Raw genomic sequence first — 21,559 nt, forward strand, 5'->3', positions numbered from 1 at the left:
TGCCTGTCCCCAAAGGGAACAGCTGCTCAGATCCCCATGAACAGTGCCGGCAGGCGCCGCTGAATGCGGCAAGCAGACTAGGAGGCCGGAGGTGCCGGCGGCCTCTGTTGAGCGGGCCGCCTTTGCATAGTGTGCTGGCGTAGTGTGTCAGGGTTTGGCGCGCTGAAGCATGCCGAAGAGATCGCGCGGATCGTCCGGATCGGCGAGCATGTCCAGGTCGATGAAATAGTCGGTGCCCTTGATGCGGTCGCGGATGTAGCGCAGCGCCGAAAAATCCTCGATTGCAAAGCCGACGCTGTCAAACAGGGTGATCTGCCGGTCGCCGGTGCGGCCCTGCTTTTGACCGGTGATGACTTCCCACAACTCGGTGATGGCAAAGTCCTCCGGCATCTGCTGGATCTCGCCCTCGATCCGGGTTTGCGGCGGGTATTCGACAAAGACGTCGGAGCGCGTGAGAATCCCCGCGGCCAGTTCGGTCTTGCCGGGGCAATCACCGCCGATTGCGTTGATGTGCACGCCGCTGCCGACCATGTTGTCGGTCAGGATGGTGGCATTCTGCTTATCCGCGGTGCAAGTGGTGAGGATCTGCGCGCCTTCGATGGCCTCTTCCGGGGTTTTGCACGGGACAATTTCAAGCCCCAGCCCCTGAAGATTGCGGGCGCATTTTTCAGTCGCCGCAGCGTCTTTATCATAAAGCCGTACGGATTTCAGGCCGATGATTGCCTTCATCGCCAGTGTCTGGAATTCGGACTGCGCCCCATTGCCGATCATCGCCATCGTGGTCGCGCCCTTGGGCGCCAGATACTTGGCGGCCATTGCTGAAGTTGCGGCCGTGCGCAGCGCCGTGAGCATGGTCATCTCGGTCAGCAGCACCGGGTATCCGGTGTAGACATCCGCCAATAGGCCAAATGCAGTCACGGTCTGCAGGCCTTCCGAGGTGTTCTTGGGGTGGCCATTCACATATTTGAAGCCGTAAGCCTCGCCATCCGAGGTTGGCATCAGCTCGATCACGCCAACGTCCGAATGGCTGGCAACGCGCGGGGTCTTGTCAAACAGCTCCCAGCGCTTGAAATCCTCTTCGACATACTCTGCCAGATCCCGCAGCATCTGCTCGATCCCGGTGTGATGAATGAGGCGCATCATGTTGTCGACGCTGACAAAAGGCACCAGCGCCTTGTCCGAAGGCTGTGTCATGCGGATATCCTTTCACGGGGGCTGAGGTGGATGCCTGCGAGCATGCAGCGCACCGACCCGCCGGCGGTTTCGATGGTGGGAATTGTCAGCGGCAGCGGCTCTGCGCTTTGTTCGATGACCGCAATCTGATCGGGCCGCAGCGCTTGCAGCGCCTTGACGGAAAGAGCCAGAAGGCGCTTGCGGCCGGTGAGTTCCAGCGCATTGCCGGCAAAACCGGCGATCTGTTCCGGCGTGAGGTCAATGACCCGGCGCCCGGTTTCCTCCAGCCGCGCGGCAACTTCGGCGCGGCGGTTGGGATCGACAATCATGTCGAGGCAGATCAGCGCAAATTCGGTGCCGATGCCCATCAGAACATTGGTGTGGTAGACGTCGCGGCCTGCATCATCTTTGGCCTCGAATACCATGGGCTCAAAGTTGAAATGGGTGCAGAAGCGTTCCAGCAGGACCGGATCGGCCCGGTTGGATTTCACCGCATAGGCGATGCGGGTGATATGGTCCAGCACCATCGCCCCGGTGCCTTCCAGCGACAGCCCGTCCTGTTCCAAGCCGGAATAGTCGATCACATCCTGAACCCGGTACACCCGTTTCAGCATTTCTATCACGTCCCAGCGCCGTTCCTTGCGCCGGTTGCCGGCGAACATCGGATAGACCGCAACATGCCCGCCGGCATGGGTGGAAAACCAGTTGTTGGGAAATACGCTGTCCGGGGTTTCGGTGCCGGTGTCGTCAAACACATGAACAGCCACACCGGCTCCGCGCAGCGTTTCCACAGCGCTGTCAAATTCAGACAGAGCCTGCGCCGCGGTCGGTGCGGATGACGCATCTGCCAAGGATTGAAAGGCGTTATCGCCCTTTGTCTCAGGATTCGGACGGAAGTGATGCGGCCGGACCATCACCACCGCAGAAGGGGCTTGCAGGCTGGTCACTGAAAGCTCCGCGTCGGGCGGTCAAAGACGCGGCGTCCAAGGGCGGAGGCGCAGAGGTCCACCATCAGATGCGCAGTGCGGCCGCGCTCGTCCAGGAAGGGGTTCAGTTCCACCAGGTCCAGAGAGGTCATCAGGCCGGAATCATGCAGGATTTCGCAGACCAGATGCGCCTCGCGCACTGTGGCGCCGCCGGGCACCGTGGTGCCCACCGCCGGGGCTACCGAGGGGTCCAGAAAATCCACATCAAGCGACACATGCAGCATGCCATTCGCCTGCGCAACTTGTTCCAGGAACCGGTTCAGCGGCCCGGCAATGCCGTTTTCGTCAATGTGGCGCATATCGTGGGTGAGGATTCTGCTGCCCTCCAGAGCAAGCCTTTCCTGAGCATCGACTGAGCGCAGCCCAATCATGCAGACATTCTCCTGCGGCACCGGGTTAACCACCTCCGGAAAGCCTTGGAACCCATTGCGCCCGGTAAAATATCCAACCGGCGTGCCATGCAGGTTGCCGCTGTCAGTTGTTTCCGGCGTGTGGAAATCGGTATGCGCGTCCAGCCACAGGACAAACTGCGGGCGGCCTGTCTTGGCGGCGTAGTTTGCGGCGCCAGCCACCGATCCCAGCGACAGCGAGTGATCGCCGCCCAGGAAAACCGGCAGGCCGCACTCCAGCGCGTCCTCTGCCGCCTGGGCCAGGCGCGAGGTCCAGCCGATGGTCTCGTTGCGGGCAAAGAGAAGCCCGTCGTTGCGGTCCGGCGCATGGGTGTCCGGCGCCAGGTTGCCGAGATCCTCAACGGTGTGGCCAAGGCTTTCCATGGCGGCGGCAAGCCCGGCAGTGCGGTAAGCGTCAGGACCCATCAGACAGCCGGCCCTGCGCTTGCCGCTGTCGACTGGGGCGCCAATGAGGATGCAATGTTGCGATGTCACTGTTCTGGCCTCTTGAAAAATCAGCTTTCTTACTAGAAACCTCCGAAATGAGGTGGATTCCAGCTGACATTTTGCGCATGTTGGTTGCTGATTGATCGTATCGAGGGGTTAAATGGACAATACGGATGAGCGCCTGGTGTCAGCGCTGCGGCACAACGCGCGGGCATCGCTGTCGGATCTGGCGCTGGAGCTGAACCTGTCGCGCACCACGGTGCGGGCGCGCATCGAGCGGCTGCAGGCGCGCGGGGACATTCTGGGCTTTACCGTGGTTTTGAAGGAAGATGTGCTGCGCGATCCGGTGCGCGGTCTGATGCTGATCGGGATCGAGGGCCGCGGCACCAGCCGGATCACCCGGCAATTGCAGGGGCTGCCCGAGGTGCGGGCGATTCACACGACCAACGGACGCTGGGACCTGATTGTGGAGCTGGGAACCGAGACGCTGGAGACCCTGGACACCGCCCTTGCCAAAATCCGCACATTCGAAGGCGTGGTGAGCAGCGAAACCAATCTGCTTCTGGCAACCAAAAAGGACACCTGAGTTCAGCGCTGGTTTGCAATGCGGCCAGCAGGTTCGCGGCCGCATCCCGGCTTGCCAGCGGGTTAGCCCTGCTTGCGGGCATGGTTGGCGGCCGCAATCCAGATCAGCGCCAGGCCAAAGGAGGCAATTGCATTCCAGCTGGCCATGGACAGGGAAAACAATTCCCACGGCACCTCATCGCAGCGCACCAGCGGTGCCGCCATGATCTGCTCCAACAGCTGATCGGAAGACAAACCTTCAATCGGGCCGGAGGTGCAGGTGGAGGGGCCTTCCCACCAGCCGCGCTCGACGCCGGTATGAAAGGTCCCGATGGCCGCGGTCGCAAGCGCCGCAAGCGCCCCCAGATACGGCAGCAGCGCGCCGGGAATGAACAGGGCCAGGATGCCGATGCCGGCGGCAGCCGCATGCGGGTAGCGCTGCCAGTAGCACAGTTTGCAGGGCGCCATTTCGCCAATATACTGGAACCCCAGCGCCCCAAGCAGCAGCGCAGCCGAGCCGCAGGCGGCAATTGCAATTAGAAACCGGTGCATGATCAGATGAACCTCACCAAAAGAAAGCCGCCGAACAGGATCACCATGAAGGCGGAGAATACCAGTCCCAGGCGTTGTTCAATAAAGTTGCGGATCGGGGCTCCGAATTGCCAGAGCAGACCTGCGACGATGAAAAAGCGCAATGCGCGTGCAAGGATAGAGGTGGCAATGAACGTGCCGATCGGCATTCCGGTCCAACCTGACATGATGGTGATCACCTTGTACGGGAACGGCGTGATCCCGGCGCCCAGCACCGCCCAGAAACCGAAGCCGTTGAAGCGGGTGTTGAACTCTTCCATGGCGCCGCCTTTGCCCATCGCCTCCAGCACCGGCTGGCCTATGCTGTCATAAAAGAACGCGCCAATTGCATAACCAAGAATGCCGCCTGCCACGGACGCTGCCAGCGCCACCAGCGCAACCAGCCAGGCGCGGGACGGGCGGGCCAGGATCATCGGGATCATCAGCACGTCCGGCGGAATCGGAAACACCGAACTTTCCACAAAGGCCACAGCGGCCAGGCACCAAAGCGCTTTCGGGTGGTCAGCCAGGGCCATCGTCCGGCCGTATAGCGGTTTCAGCATTCTGCGCCCTGCGTCCTCAACGGCAATTGCACAGGGAGGTGGCATGCGGACCGCGCCCCGTCAACCGTTGCTGCCGGTGAAAGTGCCACAGGTTGAAAATTCACCCGATGAGAACCGATTTGCCTCTGGACCTCGGTGGCTCGCTTGGCTAGGAACAGGACGTGGCCCAAGTGGCGGAATGGTAGACGCAGGGGATTCAAAATCCCCCGATGGCAACATCGTGAGAGTTCGAGTCTCTCCTTGGGCACCAGGTTTTTCCGCATTCAATCAATCACTTCCAGTGTTATGCTGAACTGCTTCCGGCGTCAGGCCCAGGTCTGGTTCAGAACGCGAAGCCAGTTGCCGTGGCAAAGCTTTTGCATCAGCGCCTTATTATACCCGCGTGCTCTCATCGCGTCACGCAATGCAGGCAGACCCGCGATATCCCTGATTTCCGCCGGCACGGTGGCACAGTCAAAGTCGGAGCCAAATCCAACCCGGTCTTCGCCGATCTCTTCCATCAGGTAATCGAGATGCTCAACCATGCGGGCGATGGGCGTTTCCTCATCCATTCGCCCGTCCTCGCGGAGAAAGGCAACCGCAAAGTTCAGGCCCACCATGCCGTCACTGTCACGGATTGCGTGCAATTGCCGGCCGGTCAGGTTGCGGCTGTGCGGGCACAGCGCATGTGCATTGGAATGAGTGGCGACAAGAGGTTTCGAACTGTTGCGGGCAACGTCCCAGAAACCGGCCTCATTCAGGTGGGAAAGGTCGATCATCACCCCGAGGTCATTGCATTTTTTCACCAGGCGGATGCCGTCGGGCGTCAGGCCGGGTCCTGTGTCGGGACTGGCGGGAAAACGGAACGGCACGCCATAGCCGAAAATCGTCGGACGGCTCCAGACCGGGCCCAGGGACCGCAGGCCGACCGCATACAGGACATCCAGCATGTGAAAACCCGGATCGATTGCCTCTGCGCCTTCCATGTGCATCACCGCGGCAATGGTGCCGTTGTTCATGGCGCTGCGGATGCCGGCCGTGCTGCGGCAGATATCAACTGCGCCCTGTGCATCGAGGCTGATCAGGATCGACGCTTGGGCCAGTGCAATCCGCGCGGCGCGCGGCCAGCCTACCGCAGGTGGCAGCGGCAGATCATAACTCTCTGCCATCATCTCCGCCATGAAGGAGGCGCCGCCTTCATCCGGCACGTAAATGGCAAAGAAGCCGCCGGCAAAACCGCCCGCCTTGGCCTTGTCCAGATCGATGTGATGGCCGCCGTCCCCCAGGAACCCGGAGGCATCAGCGGCAACAGTGCCGGACTGGATCTGCAGCAGCAGATCATTGTGGCCGTCAAAAACCAGCGGGTGCTGCATCCAGGCTGTCCTTTTGCGTCGTTACAACATCAGCGGCTGTCTTTCAGCCCGTAGTCAGCAAATGCAGCGATGACCTCGGCCATTTCAGCGTCACTCAGGACGTGCGGTTTTCCGAGGGTGAGGCTTGTTGCATAACCCTTTGCCAGTGTTTCCAATTCCACCATGCGCCAAAGGGCGCGGGGCAGGCTCTCGCCGGTTGCAACCGCACCGTGGTTGGCCATCAGGCAAGCACTGCGCTCCTGCAGGGCGCGGGTGATGTTGCCTGACAGCTGACGGCTGCCAAACAGCGCGTAATCCGCGACCGGGACATCGCTGCCGCCAAAGGCGGCAACCATATAGTGGCAGGCGGGGATCACCTGGCGGTTCATTGCCAAGGCGCTGCAGTAGACGGGATGGGCATGAACAACGGCATTGACCGCAGGCTTGGCCTGCAGGATCGCCAGGTGAAAGGGCCATTCGGTCGATGGCTTCAGCTGACCGCCCGGCGGGGCGCTGCCGTCGAGCGGCATTTGCACCAAATCCTCCGGCGTCATCTTGCCGTAAGCCACGCCTGATGGGGTGATCAGCATCTGATCACCGGCCCGCACCGAGATATTGCCCGAGGTGCCCTGGTTGATGCCGGAGGCATTCATCTCAAGGCAGGCGTCGATCACCGCCTGCCGAAGTTCTATGCTGTCCTGATAGGGAGATGTCACTGGCGGGACCCCGGCTCAGGCGGATTCAGCGGCGGCCATTTCCGGGAACAGCCCGGCCAGGCCTTCCTCGGAGGCTTCGCAGATGCCGCGTTCGGTGATCAGCCCGGTCACCAGCCGGTTCGGAGTCACGTCAAAGGCCGGGTTGCCGCCGGGGGTGCCATCGGGGGTGACCTGCACGACGCCGATTTCACCGCTCTCCGTCTTGCCCTGCACATGGGTGATCTCGCGGGCGCTGCGCTCTTCGATCGGGATTTCGGCAACCCCGTCCAAGACGGTCCAGTCGATGGTTGGCGAGGGCAGGGCGACATAGAAGGGCACGCCGTTGTCCTTGGCGGCCAGCGCCTTGAGATAGGTGCCGATCTTGTTGCAGACGTCGCCGCGGCGGGTGGTGCGGTCGGTGCCGGTGATCACCAGGTCGACCTGGCCGTGCTGCATCAGGTGGCCGCCGGCATTGTCGGTGATGTAGCTGTGGCTGATGCCGTGGCTGCCCAGCTCCCAGGAGGTCAGCGCGCCCTGGTTGCGCGGCCGGGTTTCGTCCACCCAGACATGGATCGGGATGCCGGCGTCATGGGCCTGGTACATCGGGCTGGTGGCGGTGCCCCAGTCAACCGTGGCAATCCAGCCGGCATTGCAGTGGGTCAGCAGCCGGACCGGTTCCCCGGCGGGTTTCCGGGCAGCGATTTGCCTGATTAGCTCCAGCCCGTGCGAGCCGATGCTGCGGTTGATGCCGACATCTTCGTCAGCAATTTCATGGGCCAGCGACAGCGCAGCTGCCGCCCGCTCGCTTTCGGCCAGGGGCCGCAAGCGGTTGCGGCAGCGGTCCAGCGCCCAGCGCAGGTTGATGGCAGTGGGCCGGGTGGCGTTCAGGAAGCTCCAGGCCTGGTCCATCGCCGGGTCCGACGGGTCCAGCCGCATCGCCAGCGCCATGCCATACGCTGCAGTCGCGCCGATCAGCGGCGCGCCGCGCACCCGCATTTCGACAATTGCGTCGGCAAACTCCTGCAGTGTGTTCACCTGCTGAATGCGGAAGTCATGCGGCAGCCAGCGCTGGTCGATGATCTGCAGTGCGTCCTGGTCATGATCCCACCAGAGGGAACGGTAATGGGTGCCATTCACTTTCATCGGAGAATCTCCTTCCCGTATTGATCCGGCTGTGGGTCCCGCAGGGTCCGGCACGTGCCGGGCTGGGTCCCGGTTTTCCTGAAATGCGCGCCGCACGCAAGCTTTGGATGCGGCCGGACGCCTGTAAGGCACAGTCTTTTGCGCCGGAAATATTGCAGCGCAGCCTGAGCTGCTTGCAGATGGCACCCCTGCAGTATTCAATGCAGGCAATCTTTTTTGGACAGGGGCAAGGTGCCGGCTGGCAGGCTGCCCGGATTTTTCTGGCAAATTGAAAGGCTCGGAAATGAAGCGGTATTGGAACAGGGGTCTTGCCGGAAAGGCCGGGCTTGCAGTGATCGCAGCGATAGGTTTTGCAGCACCCGGCGCAGCGCTGGCACAGCAAGGGGCAGCGCCAAAGGTTTCAGTGGCTGAGGCTGTGATCAAGCCGGTCAAGGATACCGCGGCATTCATCGGGCGGGGCGAGGCCATCGACAAGGCCGATATCATGGCGCGGGTCAGCGGCTATCTGGAGGAGGTGCTGGTGCAGGACGGTGCAGAGGTCCAGAAGGGCGATCTGCTGTTCCGCATCGAACGCAGCGCCTATGAGGCAGTGCTGGAAAGCCGCCGGGCGGAACTGGCCCAGGCGGAAGCCAATTTGGAGCTTGCTTCGCTGGATCTGGCCCGCAAGCAGGAGTTGTTCGAACGCGGCTCGGTGCCCGAGGCCGACCGCGACACCGCCCGTGCCAACGAATTGGTGGCCGAGGCTCAGGTGCGTGCCGCGCAGGCTGCGATCCGGCAGGCGGAATTGGATTTGAGCTATACTGCGGTACACGCGCCGTTCTCCGGCCGGTTGGGTCGTATCGAGGTGAGTACCGGCGATGTTGTCAGCCCCAGCGGCTCGGCTCTGGTCAATATCGTGCGGGAGGCGCCGGTCTATGTATCCTTCTCGCTGAACGAGAAACAATTTGTCGAAATCCTGCAGCAGCTTGAGGCCGAAGGCATCGACCGCGCCGATACCGGAACCGCGCCGGAAGTGTTTGTCGTGCTGCCCAATGGCGAGGAGCTGGAAGAAAAAGGCCGCATCGCCTTTGCCGGCAACCGGGTTGACCCGGCCACCGGTGCCGTCACCGTTCGGGCAAAATTCGAAAACGGTCACCGGTTGATCCTGGATGGTGCGTTCCTAACGGTTGGCCTGCAATCGCAGGAGGCCGTCGACCGGATCATCATCAGCCAGGCCGCGATCCAGCGCGACCAGCAGGGGCCGTTTGTGCTGGTGGTGGATGATCAGAACCAGGTGCAGCAGCGCTATATCGTGACCGGCGACGTTCAGGGCACCGGCATCATTGTTCTGGACGGGCTGGTCCAGGGGGAAACCGTTGTGGTTCAAGGCCTGCAGAAGATCCGTCCCGGCGTCGAGGTGGATCCGGTGCCGGCCGCGCAGGCTGGAGACTAAGCGATGTTCTCTTCCATCTTCATCTCGCGCCCCAAATTCGCGATTGTCATCTCCCTGGTGCTGACGGTCATGGGGGTGATCGGCTATTTCGCGCTGCCCGTGGCGCAGTTCCCGGAAATCACCCCGCCAGTGGTGAATGTCACTGCCAGCTACCCCGGCGCCAATGCCGAAACCGTTGAAAAGAGCGTCGCGGCGCCGATCGAGGCGCAGGTCAACGGGGTGGACGGGATGCTCTACATGTCCTCCAACTCAGCCGACAATGGCAGCTACTCGCTGTCGGTTACGTTCGAGGTCGGCACCGACCCGGACATTGCCTCGGTCAACGTGCAGAACCGGGTGGCGCAGGCCGTGGCCGCGCTGCCCGCTGAAGTCACCGCCAATGGGGTGGTAACGCAGAAGAGCTCCTCCAACATGCTGCTGGTGACGGCGCTGACGTCGCCCGATGGCTCATATGACAATGTGTTCCTGTCGAACTATGCCGCGATCAACATCAAGGACGCGCTGGCGCGGGTCCAGGGTGTCGGCAAGGCGGATATTCTGACCAATTTCGAATACGCCATGCGGGTCTGGCTGGACCCGAACAAGATGGCGGGCCTTGGCATCTCGCCCGGGGATGTGATCAACGCGGTGCGCGAACAGAATATCGAGGTCTCGGCGGGGCAGGTGGGCGCACCGCCGGTGCCCGGCGATCAGGTGTTCCAGTACACGATCAAATCCAAAGGCCGGCTGACCGAAGTCAGCGAATTCGAGAATATCGTGATCCGCACCGGTGACGGCGGCAGTACCGTCCGGCTGAGCGATATCGCGCGGGTGGAACTGGGCGCCTCGAACTACAGCTCCTCCGGCTATTACGACGGCGTGCCGGCCACCATTCTGGCCGTCTACCAGGCGCCGGGCGCCAATGCGCTGGCGGTGTCCGAAGCGGTGCTGGCAGAGATGGAACGGCTGGCGCAGGACTTCCCCGAGGACGTGTCCTATTCCGTGCCTTTCAACACCACGGATTTTGTCGAGCAATCGCTGAATGACGTGATCTCCACCCTGATGATGACCTTTGCGCTGGTGATCTCGGTGGTGTTCATCTTCCTGGGTTCCTTGCGGGCAACCATCATTCCGGCGGTGGCCATCCCGGTGTCGCTGATCGGCACTTTTGCGTTCCTGCTGGCGCTTGGCATGTCGCTCAACACCATCTCGCTGTTTGCGCTGGTGCTGGCGATCGGCATCGTGGTGGATGACGCCATCGTGGTGGTGGAGAACGTCGAACGGATCATCGCCGAAGAAGGGCTGCCCCCGGCTGAGGCAACCCGCAAGGCGATGGGCCAGATCACCGGCCCGGTCATCGCGACCACGCTGGTTCTGCTGGCGGTGTTTGTGCCGGTCACCTTCATGCCCGGGATCACCGGACGGCTTTACTCGCAATTTGCGGTGACGATTTCGGTCGCGGTGGTCATCTCCTCGGTCAATGCACTGACCCTGTCGCCTGCGCTATGCGCCATCGTGCTCAAGGCGCGCTCCGGGCCGCCCAAGGGGCTGGTGGCGATGTTCGAGTCCATGATCGGCGGCGTGCGGACCGGTTATCTGAGCATCGTCACGCGCCTCTTGCGGCTGCCGGTGATCGGACTGGCCATCATCGCCGCCGTTGCCCTGGGGGTTGGCGGCATCTTCACTTCCACGTCCAAAGGATTCCTGCCGGCCGAGGACAACGGTTATCTGTTTGTCGATGTCCAGCTGCCTGATGCGGCGGCACTGGGGCGGACCGAGACCGTGACCACACGGATTGACGCGCAGATCCGGCAGATCCCCGGCGTGCGGGGCACCGTTCTGGTCAACGGATTCAGCCTGCTGAACGGCGCCGGTGCCAACGGCGCGATGATCATCGCCAACCTGGCTCCCTGGGATGAACGGCAGACCGGGGCGCTGCACCCCAATGCCATCCTTGGCCAGATCTACGGCATCGCCAATGGCGAGGCGGCGGCCAGCATCGTTGCCTTCAACCCGCCGCCGATCTCCGGCCTGGGCATGTCTGCAGGCGTCGAAATGGCGGTGCAGCAGACCGCGGGCGGCACCCCGCAAGACCTGGCGCAGTCGGTCGGCTCGCTGGTCTATTCCGCCAACCAGCGGCCTGAGATTGCCCAGTCCTACACCACTTTCCGGGCCAATGTTCCACAGGTGTTTGTCGATCTGGACCGGGAAAAGGCCAAGACGCTGAACGTGCCGATCGCCGAGGTGTTCCAGACCATGCAGGCTTATCTGGGCTCGTACTATGTCAACGATTTCAACCTGTTCGGACGTGTTTACAAGGTGATGCTGCAGGCCGAGGGCTCTTACCGCGACAAGATCGAGGATATCGGCGGCCTCTATGTGCGGGCGCAGTCGGGGGAGATGGTGCCGCTGTCCACCCTGATCGACGTCGAGAACGTGCTGGGGCCGGTGCTGCTGAAACGCCACAACATCTTCCGCTCGGCAACCGTGACCGCCGTACCGGCGCCCGGCCTGTCGACCGGCGACGCGATCCGGGTGCTGCAGGAGGAGGCCGCCACGGCGCTGCCGCCGGGTTATGCCTTTGAATGGACCGGCACCGCCCAGCAGCAGCTGGACTCAGCCGGGCTGGTGACGGTAATCCTGGCGATGGCGGTGCTGTTCGGCTACCTGTTCCTGGTGGCGCAGTACGAAAGCTGGACCATGCCGGTGGCGATCCTGCTGTCGGTGATCGTCGCCTTGTTCGGCGCCGTCGCGGCGGTGGCCATCGCAGGCAATGACATCAACCTCTATACCCAGATCGGGATGATCATGCTGATCGGCCTGGCGTCGAAGAACGCCATCCTGATCGTCGAATTTGCAATGGAGCAGCGCGCGGCGGGTCTGAGCATCCGCGACGCCGCGCAGGAGGCGGCCAAGCAGCGGTTCCGCGCGGTGATGATGACCGCGCTGTCCTTCCTGCTGGGGGTGGTGCCGCTGATGGTTGCCTCCGGCGCCGGGGCTGCCAGCCAGCGCGCCATCGGCATCGCGGTGTTTGGCGGCATGCTGGCGGCAACCGTGGTTGGCGTGATTGTGGTGCCGGTGCTTTACGCGATGATGCAGGGCCTGCGCGAACGCGTCAAAGGCGCGCCGGCAGCCAGCCCGGCGGAATGATTGAACCGGCCCCGCGGGCGGCTCTGCCCGCGGGACCGCAGAGGCTCGGATGCCTGGAGGTCAGGACTGGCGCGCCCGCAAGCCGCGCTCATGGGCGGCGGTCAGGATCAGGTCCCATTTCCGCGGCGTGCAGCGGAATTCCGGCTCCACATCGCAGGTCAGCGGCGCGATGGTCTCGCGGGGGATTTTGCGGGCCTCGGCGGAGACACAGCGCTCCAAGGCCCAAAAGTCCGTCAAGGACGGGTTGTCATAAATCACTTGGCTCAGCAGCATTGCCGCAAGCTCCCTGTCAATGTTATCCGCGGCGTTGGTTTTTTGAACCGTGGATCAATTTTTTATGCGGTGCTTATTAGCGTCATCACGCGGATTTGTCACCAGCGTGTTTTCCGGACAGCGGTAAAACTGCGCAATTCCGCCGCAGCGCCCGGCGCATGGACTTGCGGCGCTGAAGAAACCGGGCCGCAGGAAGAATCGCGCTGCGGTTGGCTTTCCTTTCAAGAAAAAACTTTGCGCAGAGCTGCCGGAAAATCCGCCGGCCTGACGGGGAAAAGTAGCTAACCTGCGTCAAAATCATGAAAAAAGCAGGCTGAAGGGGTGCGGCAATAAATAGCACCCTTGACTTGCTGGGGTGCCGGTGAAACCCTTCTGCGCGTGCAAAATAGACTGCATGCGCCATGTCCGGAGGCTGAAATTTCTGGCCGTGCAACGAATGCAATACTGCTTTCGCTGCCGTCCGGGCCTGGCTGCAAATCATAAGACAAGTGGGAGAGACTTGATCATGAAACACACCAAGCTGGCGATCGGTGCATTGGTGGCCGCGGCCTTTACGGCTCCGGCGGCATCTGCGCAGGAATTCATCACCATCGGCACTGGCGGCGTGACCGGCGTGTATTACCCGACCGGCGGCGCCATCTGCCGTCTGGTGAACAAGGGCCGCAAGGAGCATGGCTTCAAATGCGCCGTCGAATCCACCGGCGGCTCGGTCTACAACATTAACACCATCCGTGAAGGCGAGCTGCAGTTCGGCGTGGCCCAGTCCGACTGGCAGTACCATGCCTATAACGGCTCCTCCAAATTCGAGGAAGCGGGCCCGTTCGAAGGCCTGCGCGCCGTTTTCTCGGTTCACCCGGAACCGTTCACTGTGGTGGCCCGCGCCGACGCCGGCATTTCGAACTTTGACGACCTCAAGGGCAAGCGCGTGAACATCGGCAACCCGGGCTCCGGCCAGCGCGGCACCATGGAAGTGCTGATGGAAGCCAAGGGCTGGGGCATGGAAGATTTCGCCCTGGCAACCGAGCTGAAGGCGGCGGAACAGTCGGCAGCGCTGTGCGACAACCAGATCGACGCGATGATCTATACCGTCGGCCACCCGTCCGGGTCGATCCAGGAAGCCACCACCGCCTGTGACTCGGTGCTGGTGACGGTGGACGGCGCAGAGGTTGAAAAACTGGTCGGCGACAATTCCTTCTACCGCACCGCCACCATTCCGGGTGGCATGTACCGCGGGTCGGACAACGACACCCAGACATTTGGTGTGGGCGCCACTTTCGTGACCTCGGCTGACGTGTCCGATGATGCCGTGTATGCGGTTGTCAGCTCGGTCTTCGAAAACTTCGAGGCGTTCCAGAAGCTGCACCCGGCCTTTGCCAACCTGAAGCCGGAAGAGATGATCGCAGATGGCCTGTCGGCGCCGCTGCACCCTGGCGCCGCCAAATACTACAAGGAAAAAGGCTGGATCGAATAATCCGGCGGATTTCAGAACGGGGCGCATCGGGCGCCCCGTTTTCGCCTGCGGCCAAGGCCCGGGCATAAAAGTTTCAGGCCGCGGAGAAACAGCGGCCTCAGGGGAGATTATCCATGGCATCCGATGCTCAGGGAAATCGGCCGCTCAGCGAAGAAGAGCTTCAGGAACTGGTCGCGTCCTCAGACGCCGGCGCCCGCAGCCCGGTGGGGAGTGTGGGACTGTTCCTGGCAATTGTCGCAGTCATCTGGTCTGTTTTCCAAGTCGTGCTGGCCTCGCCGCTGGCCAACCTGCTGCTGCCCGGCAGCGTGATCAACAATTCCCGGCAAATCCATTTGGCTTTTGCCATATTCCTGGCCTATGCCGCCTATCCGGCGCTGAAATCCAGCCCGCGTAACTTTATTCCGGTGCAGGACTGGGTTTTTGCGCTGGCCGGAACTGCGATCGCTATGTACGGCTATGTTTTCTATCAGAAAATCGTCGATTCCGGCGGTCTTGCCGATGACATGGACAAATGGTTTGCACTGGCGGGCCTTGTCCTGCTGTTCGAGGCTGCGCGCCGCGCCCTGGGCCCGGCGATGGCGATCATCGCGACCATCTTCCTTCTCTATGTGTTCTTCGGCTCATCCGACTACGTGCCCGAAGTCATCCGCTGGAAAGGCGCCAGCCTGAAAAAGGCGATGAGCCATATGTGGATCACCTCCGAGGGCGTGTTCGGCATTGCCCTGGGGGTTTCGACCAAATTCGTTTTCCTCTTTGTTCTGTTCGGTGCCCTGCTGGATAAGGCGGGGGCCGGCAATTACTTCATCAAGATGGCCTTCGGCGCGCTTGGCCACCTGCGCGGCGGCCCGGCCAAGGCGGCGGTGGTCGGCTCTGCTGCAACCGGCCTGATTTCCGGGTCGTCGATTGCCAATGTGGTCACCACCGGCACCTTCACCATCCCGCTGATGAAGCGGGTGGGCTTCACGTCGGAGCAGGCAGGCTCGGTTGAGGTTGCGTCCTCGGTGAACGGCCAGATCATGCCGCCGGTGATGGGCGCTGCGGCCTTCCTGATGGTGGAATATGTGGGCATCTCCTACGTCGAGGTGATCACCCATGCCTTCCTGCCGGCAGCGATTTCCTACATCGCGCTGGTCTATATCGTGCATCTGGAGGCGGTGAAGCGGAACATGCCGACGCTGGGCAACCGGGTGGTGTCGATGGGCCGCACGATTGGCGGCATGGCGCTGTTCTTCGCGGGCTTCGCGGCGCTCTGCTATGGTGTCCAGTATCCGGTGAAATGGATAGTCTCGGCGATGCCGGACGCCTCCGGGCTGACGCTGTCGGCCCTGGTTGTGGCGGCCTATGCTGCGCTGCTGTGGCTGGCCGCCGGTGTGGAGGACCTGGTGCCGGACGACCCCAATGCCGAGGAAGTCGAACTGCCGGTGGTGGCGGAGATCTACAAGGCAGGTCTGCATTACCTGCTGCCGATCATCGTGCTCGTCTACTTCCTGATGATCGAACAGAAATCTCCGGGGCTGTCGGCGTTCTGGGCGACAGCGCTTCTGTTCGTGATCCTGCTGACGCAGAAGCCGCTCAAGGCGATTTTCCGCGGCCAGAGCGGCATGGCCAATGCCTTCATGGAAGGTGTCTCCGATCTGTGGAACGGTCTGATCGACGGCGCGCGCAACATGATCGGCATCGCGCTGGCCACCGCCACTGCCGGCGTGATCGTCGGCACCGTGACGCTGACCGGTGTCGGGCAGGTGATGTCGGAACTGGTGGAGTTTGTTTCGGGCGGCAACCTGATTCTGATGCTGATAATGGTCGGCCTGTTGTCGCTGGTGCTGGGCATGGGGCTGCCAACCACCGCCAACTACATCGTCGTCAGCTCGCTGATGGCCGGTGTGGTGGTGGAGCTGGGCGCCCAGTCCGGGCTGATCGTGCCGCTGATTGCCGTGCATCTGTTCGTGTTCTACTTCGGGATCATGGCCGATGTGACGCCGCCTGTGGGGCTCGCCAGCTTTGCCGCCGCGGCGGTGTCGGGCGGCGACGCGATCCGCACCGGCTTCACCGCTTTCTTCTACTCCTTGCGGACCGTGGCGCTGCCGTTTGTGTTCATCTTCAACACCGATCTTCTGCTGATCGATGTGAACTGGATACAAGGCATCCTTGTTGCCATTTCGGCCACCATCGCGATCCTGGTCTTTACCGCCGGCACAATGGGATATTTCGTCAGCCGCAACCGGATTTATGAAAGCGTCCTGCTGATCTTTGCCGCCTTCGCGCTGTTCCGGCCGGATTTCTTCATGGACCGGGTGATGCCGCCCTATGCCGAGGTGCCGCCGGCCCAGCTGGTTCAGGCACTGGATGAGGCAGAGCCGGGGGCGGAGTTCAGGATCACGGTCGAAGGCCTTGATTTCGATACCTCCGAACTCAAGAACACAACGATGATCCTGACCGCCGATGGCGCGGGCGGCCAGCAGGCAGTGGATGCCTATGGCTTGCTGCTGCTGGAAGAAGATGGCGTGGTCAAACTGGATGAGCCGATGTTCGGCTCGCCAGCCGCACCCAAACTGGAGAGCTTTGACTTCTACGCCGATGAACCGGTGCGGATTTCTGCGATCCAGGCCCCGGCCAGCCAGCTGCCCAAGGAGCTGATGTTCCTCCCGGCACTGCTGCTGGTGGCGCTGGTCGCATTGCTGCAGCGCGGCCGCGCACGTGAACAGGAAGGAGTACCGGCATGAGCAAGCCCGTTCTTTGCGCCCTTGAGCTGAGCGATCAGGCGTCCGATGAAAAAGTGCTGGCCCAGGCTGCACGGCTTGCGGACCTTGAGGGGGCCCAGCTGGATGTGGTCAACGTCCTGCCGGACTTCGGCGAAAGCTGGGTTTCGGGCTTTTTCGAGGAGCACCACCACCAGAAGGCGGTGAAAGACACCACCCGGCGATTGGAGGATCTTTGCAAAAAAGTTCTGGGCACAGAGCGCAATGCCAAAGTGCGCCATCTGGTGGCCACCGGAACGGCCTATCAGGAGATCCTAAAAGTTGCGGAAAAAGCCGGCAGCGGATTGATTGTCATAGGCGCCCACAAGCCGGATCTGAAGGATTACTTGCTGGGGCCGAATGCCGCCCGGGTGATCCGGCATTCGGACTGTTCGGTCTTTGTTGTCCGCTGACAATAATAAGGGCGCCTGCGGGCGCCCTTATTCGTATCCGGTCATTTCCAGATAGCCCTTGCCGCTGTGAGTGCCGGTGACAGACACTGGCCCCTCCCAGTAGGGAAACGAGGTCCCCATCCAGCTTTGCGGATTAAGCGCCTGTATTTCAATAGAAACACCCTTGTCAGGCAGGACGGCTTTCCAGCGGATCGGAATCTCGCGGCCCTGTACGTCAGTGGTCTCCAACGGCTCGGCCCGGAACGCCCCCGGCGGCAGCGGCTCGGCCGCGCCATCCTCCGGGATCCAGGTGCCTGATGAAAAATCTCCGCTTTCCCCGCGCAGCACAAACCCCATCAGCTTGTCGCCGCTGTCAAAGCGGAGCGAGAACCAGTCCCAGCCGCTTTGATCCCCGGCCAGCGGATGGCTCGACCATTCCCGATCCAGCCAGCCATGGCCAGTGACCTCAACCGGCCCGTCCGGAAAATGGAGTGTGCCCGACACCCGGTAATGCGGCTGGGAGTAATAATAGCTGGCCTGGCCGCTGGCGGATTTCACGGAATAACCGTCCTCGCCATGCAGCACCATGGGCCCGTCTGCGGCGAGCTCAAGAGCATAGGAAAACGCGTTGCCGGCGGCGGTCAGCTGCAAAGTCTCAAGCGCGTCTCCGGTGGCGCGCATCTGCCAATTGCCGATCCAGGCCTCAAACGGCTCGGGCATGACCCCAGCCTGGCCAGTACCGCCGCGGGCGATCCGTTCGGCATACAGATGCTGGTCCGCGGCCGTCACCGCCGCATGGGCCATCCAGATCTGCGGGCTCTGCCAGCCCTCGGCCTCGCCCGGTGCCAGAGCGGAGCGGAACAGGGTCCATTGGATGCCGTAGTCCCGTCCGTCGCCGCCTTCAAGATTGGCAGTCAAGTACCACCATTCAATGCGGAAATCCGGATGAGGGCCATGATCATCCGGGAACGACAGCCGGTGGCCGCGCTGAGGCAGGGCAAACCCCTCAGCCTCGGTTCCCAGCCCGGCATAGCCCTGCGGATGCACCACCGTGCCCCAGGTGGCGAGGAGAAGCGGGAACAGGGAACTAGCGTTCATTGGCAAACACCTTGAGCAAATCTGCAGGGTCCAGGCGGCTGAGCCGCCGCGCAGGCAGGGCGGCGGCCACCACAGCGGCCAGCAGTGCCAGCAGGAACAGGCGCAGCCAATCACCGGGAAACAGGTGCATGGGCAGCCGCCAGCCGAACGCCTCGACGTTGATGACGGCCAGCAGTGCCCATGCCAGCACCAGTCCGAGCGGCAGCGCCAGAACCGCTGTGATGGCCGCCAGCAGCAGGCTGCGCAGCAGCTCGGCGCCGGCCAGCTGGCGGCGGGTCAGCCCCATTGCCCAGACTGGCGCCAATTGCGGCAGCCGATGGCTCCACAATGTCAACAGGCTGGTCAGCATGGCAAAGCCGGCTACGCCCAGCGTCAGCAGGTTGAGCGCCGCCGTGATGACAAATGTGCGGTCGAAAACAGCCAGCGACCGGGCTTTGATCCTGGCCTGGTCGATGATGTTTTCCCTAGGAATTTCAAACCTTTCTCGGATGGCGCTAATGAGTTCAGGCACGTTTTCCGGCGGCAGCCGCAGCCCGAACTGGCGGTGGGGAATGTCCGGCGCGCGGATAAGCAGCTCTTGCAATGAAACGATTGCCTGGCCGTTCGGGTTGCCATAGTCGGAATAGATCCCGCCGATTGTCAGCTCCCAGCCGGCTGCCAGCTGAAATTTTCCGCCGGGTGCCAGACCGTGGCGGCGGGCGAACTGTTCATTGATCAGCAGAGCTTCCCCGTTGGCCACTTGGTCCCACACATCCGGCCGGGCTTCCAGCAGCGGCCAGTTCTGCCGGTAGGTCTCATCATCGACCACCCCGTAAATCCGTAAGGGCGCGCCTTTGTAGCGGATGTCGCTGCGGCGGATCGGCAGGACCGTGATCCCGTGTTCCGTCAGCCAGGTTTCAAGCTCGGCCCCTTGGAGATCACTGCTGGCGGTGACGTAGACCTCGGCGGACAGCCGCTGGTCGAGCCAGCCAATGAAGGTGAGCCTGAAGCTGGAAACCATTGTCCCAACGCCGATATTTGTTGCGAGGGCCAGCAGCAGCGCCATCAGGGCCAGCGACATTCCCGGCAATTGCGCACGGGTATCGGCCCAAAGCCATTCCGCAAAAGGGTTTTGCGCGAACCGTGCGCCAAGGCGGAGCCCGCAGGCAATCAGCAGGGGCAGCAGCAGGGCTGCCCCCAGCATCAGGCCGCCAAGAAATACAAACCCCGAGACCAACCCTTGAAACGTCATCAGAACGGCAACCCCGGCCAGGATGCAGGCCAAGCCGGCGGCGGCAGAGTATAAATGCACCCGGCCGGCCTGCTGTCCGCGGGCATGGGTTGCCGGGGCCGCAAGCAATGGCATCCGTCCCAGCGCATAGAGCGCCTGCGCCCCGGCAAGAAATGTGCCGCCAAGCGCCATGGCCAGCCCGGATGCCGCCCAGCCCGGGCGCAAGGACAGGCTGCCGTCCACGGGGGCGCCGTAAAGCCCGGCAAGTGTTGCGCTGACATCGGGTAACAGCGCCGCCGCCACGAAATAGCCACCCGCCAACCCGGCCGTGCCGCCAGCCAGGGCGATAGCGGCCAGTTCCGCGGCAAACACCCCAGCCAGCACCCGCATCGGTACTCCAAGACCGCGCAAGGTCCGGATCAGCCCCCGGCGCTGTTCCAGGCTGAGCGTTATGGTCCCCTGAACGATGAACAGGCCGACGGCAAAGGACAAAAGCCCGAAGGCTGTCAGGTTGAGGTGGAAGCTGTCGGTGAGCCGCGCGGTATCATCCGATGCAGTGCCGGCCGGAAGCCGGGCGAGGGCGGGCGCAAGCTGCTGCAGCGGTTTCAGCCCGGGGATCTGATCAGGCAGGATCAACAGGTAGCTCAGCCTGTCCGGCTGTCTCAGCAAGCGGCTGGCCAGGCTGATGTCAGCCACAAGCACACCGCGGGGCAGTGACGCAGTGCGGGTCACCGGGTGCCGGTTTTGAAGGGCAGCAAGCGTGGCGGCAGTTTCCGGATGGGCAAAAATCCGGCCCGGCGGAAGCAACGCATCCAATGGCGGCGCGCCTTCCTTCCCGGCGGCCTCTTCCAGGGCTGGCACCAGCGGGTGGCTGAGAAGGTCGATCCCCATTATATCAAAGCTTTGCCGCCCGAACCTGACCGTTCCCTCCAGCACCGGCGCAAGCTGCCAGCCGGCCCGGCGCAGGGCGGCGTACTGGCGGAGAGAGATGGACCCGTTGGCGGGAACCAGCCGGTCGGCGCCTGCGGTGCCAAGCTGTTCCGCGGCGCGGGCGTAGCTGGCGCGGGCTTCACCGTTGATCGCCTGAACCGCGGACCACAGCCCGGTGGCCAGCGCCAGGCCGATCATGACCGTCGCCAGCTGCAGCGGATGGCGCCGCCAATGGGACAGAATGGCTCCCAGCGCCGCGCGGATCATGCGGCCTGGCCGTGCTGCAGATGCAGGCGCCGGTCCAGCATCCGGGCGATGGCAGCGGAGTGCGTGACGAGAAACAGCGCCGTGCCGCTTTCACGGACCAGCTCCAGCATCAGCGCCATCACTGCCGCGCTGGCTGTCTCATCCAGGTTGCCGGTCGGTTCATCCGCCAGCAGCAGCTTGGGGCGCAGGGCCAGCGCCCGTGCAATGGCCACCCGCTGCTGCTGGCCGCCCGATAGCTGCTCGGGATACCGGTCCAGCAAATCCGACAGTCCGAGGCGATCTGTCAGCTGGCGCCCCCAATCCGCGTCCCACCTGCCGCCCAGCCGCGCGTGAAGCGAAACATTCTGCCGCACAGGAAGTGAAGGTATCAGGTTGAACTGCTGGAAAATAAGAGACACGTCGCGGCGTCTGAGGGCGGCGCGCTGCCGGTCGCCCAGCTTGGACAGGGCGGTTCCCGCGATCTCGACCTCGCCGCTGTCGAAATGATCCAGCGCCCCAGCCAGATGAAGCAGCGTGCTTTTCCCGGAGCCGCTGTCACCGGTCAGCGCCAGACTGGCCCCGGCCTCCAGATCCAGCGACACTCCGCGCAGAACCGCGGTCTCCGCTGTCTGTCCGGAGTAGGCCTTGGCGACGTTGCGGATCGTCAGAACCATCCTTCAGAAACCTCCGGTGCTTTTGTGTTCATTCCCCGCAAATGCACTCAATACCTCTGGTCAGGGGTTGTCCAGTGGCGCAGGGTGCAGATGGCCTGCGCATTC

General features: G+C 62.8%; 19 protein-coding genes and 1 tRNA gene. 7 read left to right on the forward strand and 13 right to left on the reverse strand.

The genetic code is table 11. From position 1 onward, the window contains the following. Positions 1-147: 147 nt before the first annotated feature. Genes ocd through rocF form a run of 3 tightly spaced genes read right to left on the reverse strand, consistent with a single transcriptional unit; the run spans position 148 to position 3,043 of the window. A complete protein-coding gene (ocd, locus tag OKQ63_RS09060) occupies positions 148-1,194 on the reverse strand; it encodes an ornithine cyclodeaminase (protein ID WP_264213601.1) in 1,047 nt (348 codons plus the stop codon). Further along, entirely contained in the window at positions 1,191-2,120 is a 930-nt protein-coding gene (gene ctlX / locus OKQ63_RS09065) for a citrulline utilization hydrolase CtlX (protein ID WP_264213602.1), read from the reverse strand. The genes ocd and ctlX overlap by 4 nt, the downstream gene beginning before the upstream one ends. Further along, positions 2,117-3,043, reverse strand: coding sequence for an arginase (rocF, locus tag OKQ63_RS09070; RefSeq protein ID WP_264213603.1), 927 nt, complete (start codon positions 3,041-3,043; stop codon positions 2,117-2,119). The genes ctlX and rocF overlap by 4 nt, the downstream gene beginning before the upstream one ends. A gap of 112 nt (positions 3,044-3,155) precedes the next feature. Here rocF and OKQ63_RS09075 point away from each other — a divergent pair, with 112 nt between their 5' ends. Next, the gene (locus tag OKQ63_RS09075) at positions 3,156-3,581 is read left to right on the forward strand and encodes an Lrp/AsnC family transcriptional regulator (protein ID WP_264213604.1); all 426 of its coding nucleotides are present in this window, start codon (positions 3,156-3,158) and stop codon (positions 3,579-3,581) included. Positions 3,582-3,643: 62 nt separating this feature from the next. On the opposite strand, the gene OKQ63_RS09080 is transcribed toward OKQ63_RS09075, so the two are convergent. Together OKQ63_RS09080 and OKQ63_RS09085 are read right to left on the reverse strand one after the other, a co-directional pair. Further along, the gene (locus OKQ63_RS09080; RefSeq protein WP_264213605.1) at positions 3,644-4,111 is read right to left on the reverse strand and encodes a disulfide bond formation protein B; all 468 of its coding nucleotides are present in this window, start codon (positions 4,109-4,111) and stop codon (positions 3,644-3,646) included. A 2-nt stretch (positions 4,112-4,113) separates the two neighbouring features. Continuing rightward, complete coding sequence (locus tag OKQ63_RS09085) at positions 4,114-4,692, reverse strand: YqaA family protein (RefSeq protein WP_264213606.1); 579 nt, start codon at positions 4,690-4,692, stop codon at positions 4,114-4,116. Between the two features lie 164 nt (positions 4,693-4,856). Between OKQ63_RS09085 and OKQ63_RS09090 the strand changes: the two genes are divergently transcribed. Then, positions 4,857-4,942 (forward strand) — tRNA-Leu (locus OKQ63_RS09090). A 55-nt stretch (positions 4,943-4,997) separates the two neighbouring features. Here OKQ63_RS09090 and OKQ63_RS09095 read toward each other — a convergent pair. From OKQ63_RS09095 to mtnA, 3 genes are read right to left on the reverse strand one after another with little or no spacing between them, the layout of a single operon-like run. Beyond that, positions 4,998-6,044: a dipeptidase gene (locus OKQ63_RS09095; RefSeq protein ID WP_264213607.1), complete on the reverse strand. Its 1,047-nt coding sequence runs from the start codon at positions 6,042-6,044 to the stop codon at positions 4,998-5,000. Between the two features lie 29 nt (positions 6,045-6,073). Further along, positions 6,074-6,739 (reverse strand): class II aldolase/adducin family protein, encoded by a 666-nt coding sequence (locus OKQ63_RS09100; protein ID WP_264213608.1) that lies wholly within the window; start codon positions 6,737-6,739, stop codon positions 6,074-6,076. A gap of 15 nt (positions 6,740-6,754) precedes the next feature. Continuing rightward, positions 6,755-7,861 carry an S-methyl-5-thioribose-1-phosphate isomerase gene (gene mtnA / locus OKQ63_RS09105; protein ID WP_264213609.1) on the reverse strand — a complete coding sequence of 369 codons (1,107 nt, stop codon included), beginning with the start codon at positions 7,859-7,861 and terminating at the stop codon, positions 6,755-6,757. Between the two features lie 403 nt (positions 7,862-8,264). Here mtnA and OKQ63_RS09110 point away from each other — a divergent pair, with 403 nt between their 5' ends. Beyond that, on the forward strand, positions 8,265-9,293 hold the full coding sequence (locus tag OKQ63_RS09110; protein ID WP_264213610.1) for an efflux RND transporter periplasmic adaptor subunit: 1,029 nt from the start codon (positions 8,265-8,267) through the stop codon (positions 9,291-9,293). Between the two features lie 3 nt (positions 9,294-9,296). Continuing rightward, positions 9,297-12,422 (forward strand): efflux RND transporter permease subunit, encoded by a 3,126-nt coding sequence (locus tag OKQ63_RS09115; protein WP_264213611.1) that lies wholly within the window; start codon positions 9,297-9,299, stop codon positions 12,420-12,422. Between the two features lie 60 nt (positions 12,423-12,482). On the opposite strand, the gene OKQ63_RS09120 is transcribed toward OKQ63_RS09115, so the two are convergent. Together OKQ63_RS09120 and OKQ63_RS09125 are read right to left on the reverse strand one after the other, a co-directional pair. Then, positions 12,483-12,695: a hypothetical protein gene (locus tag OKQ63_RS09120; RefSeq protein WP_264213612.1), complete on the reverse strand. Its 213-nt coding sequence runs from the start codon at positions 12,693-12,695 to the stop codon at positions 12,483-12,485. 85 nt (positions 12,696-12,780) lie between these two features. Beyond that, entirely contained in the window at positions 12,781-13,098 is a 318-nt protein-coding gene (locus OKQ63_RS09125; RefSeq protein ID WP_264213613.1) for a hypothetical protein, read from the reverse strand. Between the two features lie 102 nt (positions 13,099-13,200). Here OKQ63_RS09125 and OKQ63_RS09130 point away from each other — a divergent pair, with 102 nt between their 5' ends. The 3 genes from OKQ63_RS09130 to OKQ63_RS09140 all read left to right on the forward strand — a co-directional run bounded on the left by OKQ63_RS09130 (position 13,201) and on the right by OKQ63_RS09140 (position 17,317). Then, positions 13,201-14,166: a TAXI family TRAP transporter solute-binding subunit gene (locus OKQ63_RS09130; RefSeq protein ID WP_264213614.1), complete on the forward strand. Its 966-nt coding sequence runs from the start codon at positions 13,201-13,203 to the stop codon at positions 14,164-14,166. 113 nt (positions 14,167-14,279) lie between these two features. Beyond that, positions 14,280-16,889 (forward strand): TRAP transporter permease, encoded by a 2,610-nt coding sequence (locus tag OKQ63_RS09135; RefSeq protein WP_264213615.1) that lies wholly within the window; start codon positions 14,280-14,282, stop codon positions 16,887-16,889. After that, positions 16,886-17,317: a universal stress protein gene (locus tag OKQ63_RS09140; protein ID WP_264213616.1), complete on the forward strand. Its 432-nt coding sequence runs from the start codon at positions 16,886-16,888 to the stop codon at positions 17,315-17,317. The genes OKQ63_RS09135 and OKQ63_RS09140 overlap by 4 nt, the downstream gene beginning before the upstream one ends. 27 nt (positions 17,318-17,344) lie before the next feature. Here OKQ63_RS09140 and OKQ63_RS09145 read toward each other — a convergent pair whose 3' ends face one another. From OKQ63_RS09145 to OKQ63_RS09155, 3 genes are read right to left on the reverse strand one after another with little or no spacing between them, the layout of a single operon-like run. After that, a complete protein-coding gene (locus OKQ63_RS09145; RefSeq protein WP_264213617.1) occupies positions 17,345-18,394 on the reverse strand; it encodes a lipocalin-like domain-containing protein in 1,050 nt (349 codons plus the stop codon). After that, positions 18,384-20,801, reverse strand: coding sequence for an ABC transporter permease (locus tag OKQ63_RS09150; RefSeq protein WP_264213618.1), 2,418 nt, complete (start codon positions 20,799-20,801; stop codon positions 18,384-18,386). The genes OKQ63_RS09145 and OKQ63_RS09150 overlap by 11 nt, the downstream gene beginning before the upstream one ends. Then, positions 20,798-21,454 (reverse strand): ABC transporter ATP-binding protein, encoded by a 657-nt coding sequence (locus OKQ63_RS09155; protein WP_264213619.1) that lies wholly within the window; start codon positions 21,452-21,454, stop codon positions 20,798-20,800. The genes OKQ63_RS09150 and OKQ63_RS09155 overlap by 4 nt, the downstream gene beginning before the upstream one ends. Between the last annotated feature and the right edge of the window lie 105 nt (positions 21,455-21,559).

This window comes from Leisingera thetidis (assembly GCF_025857195.1).
Taxonomy (GTDB): domain Bacteria; phylum Pseudomonadota; class Alphaproteobacteria; order Rhodobacterales; family Rhodobacteraceae; genus Leisingera; species Leisingera thetidis.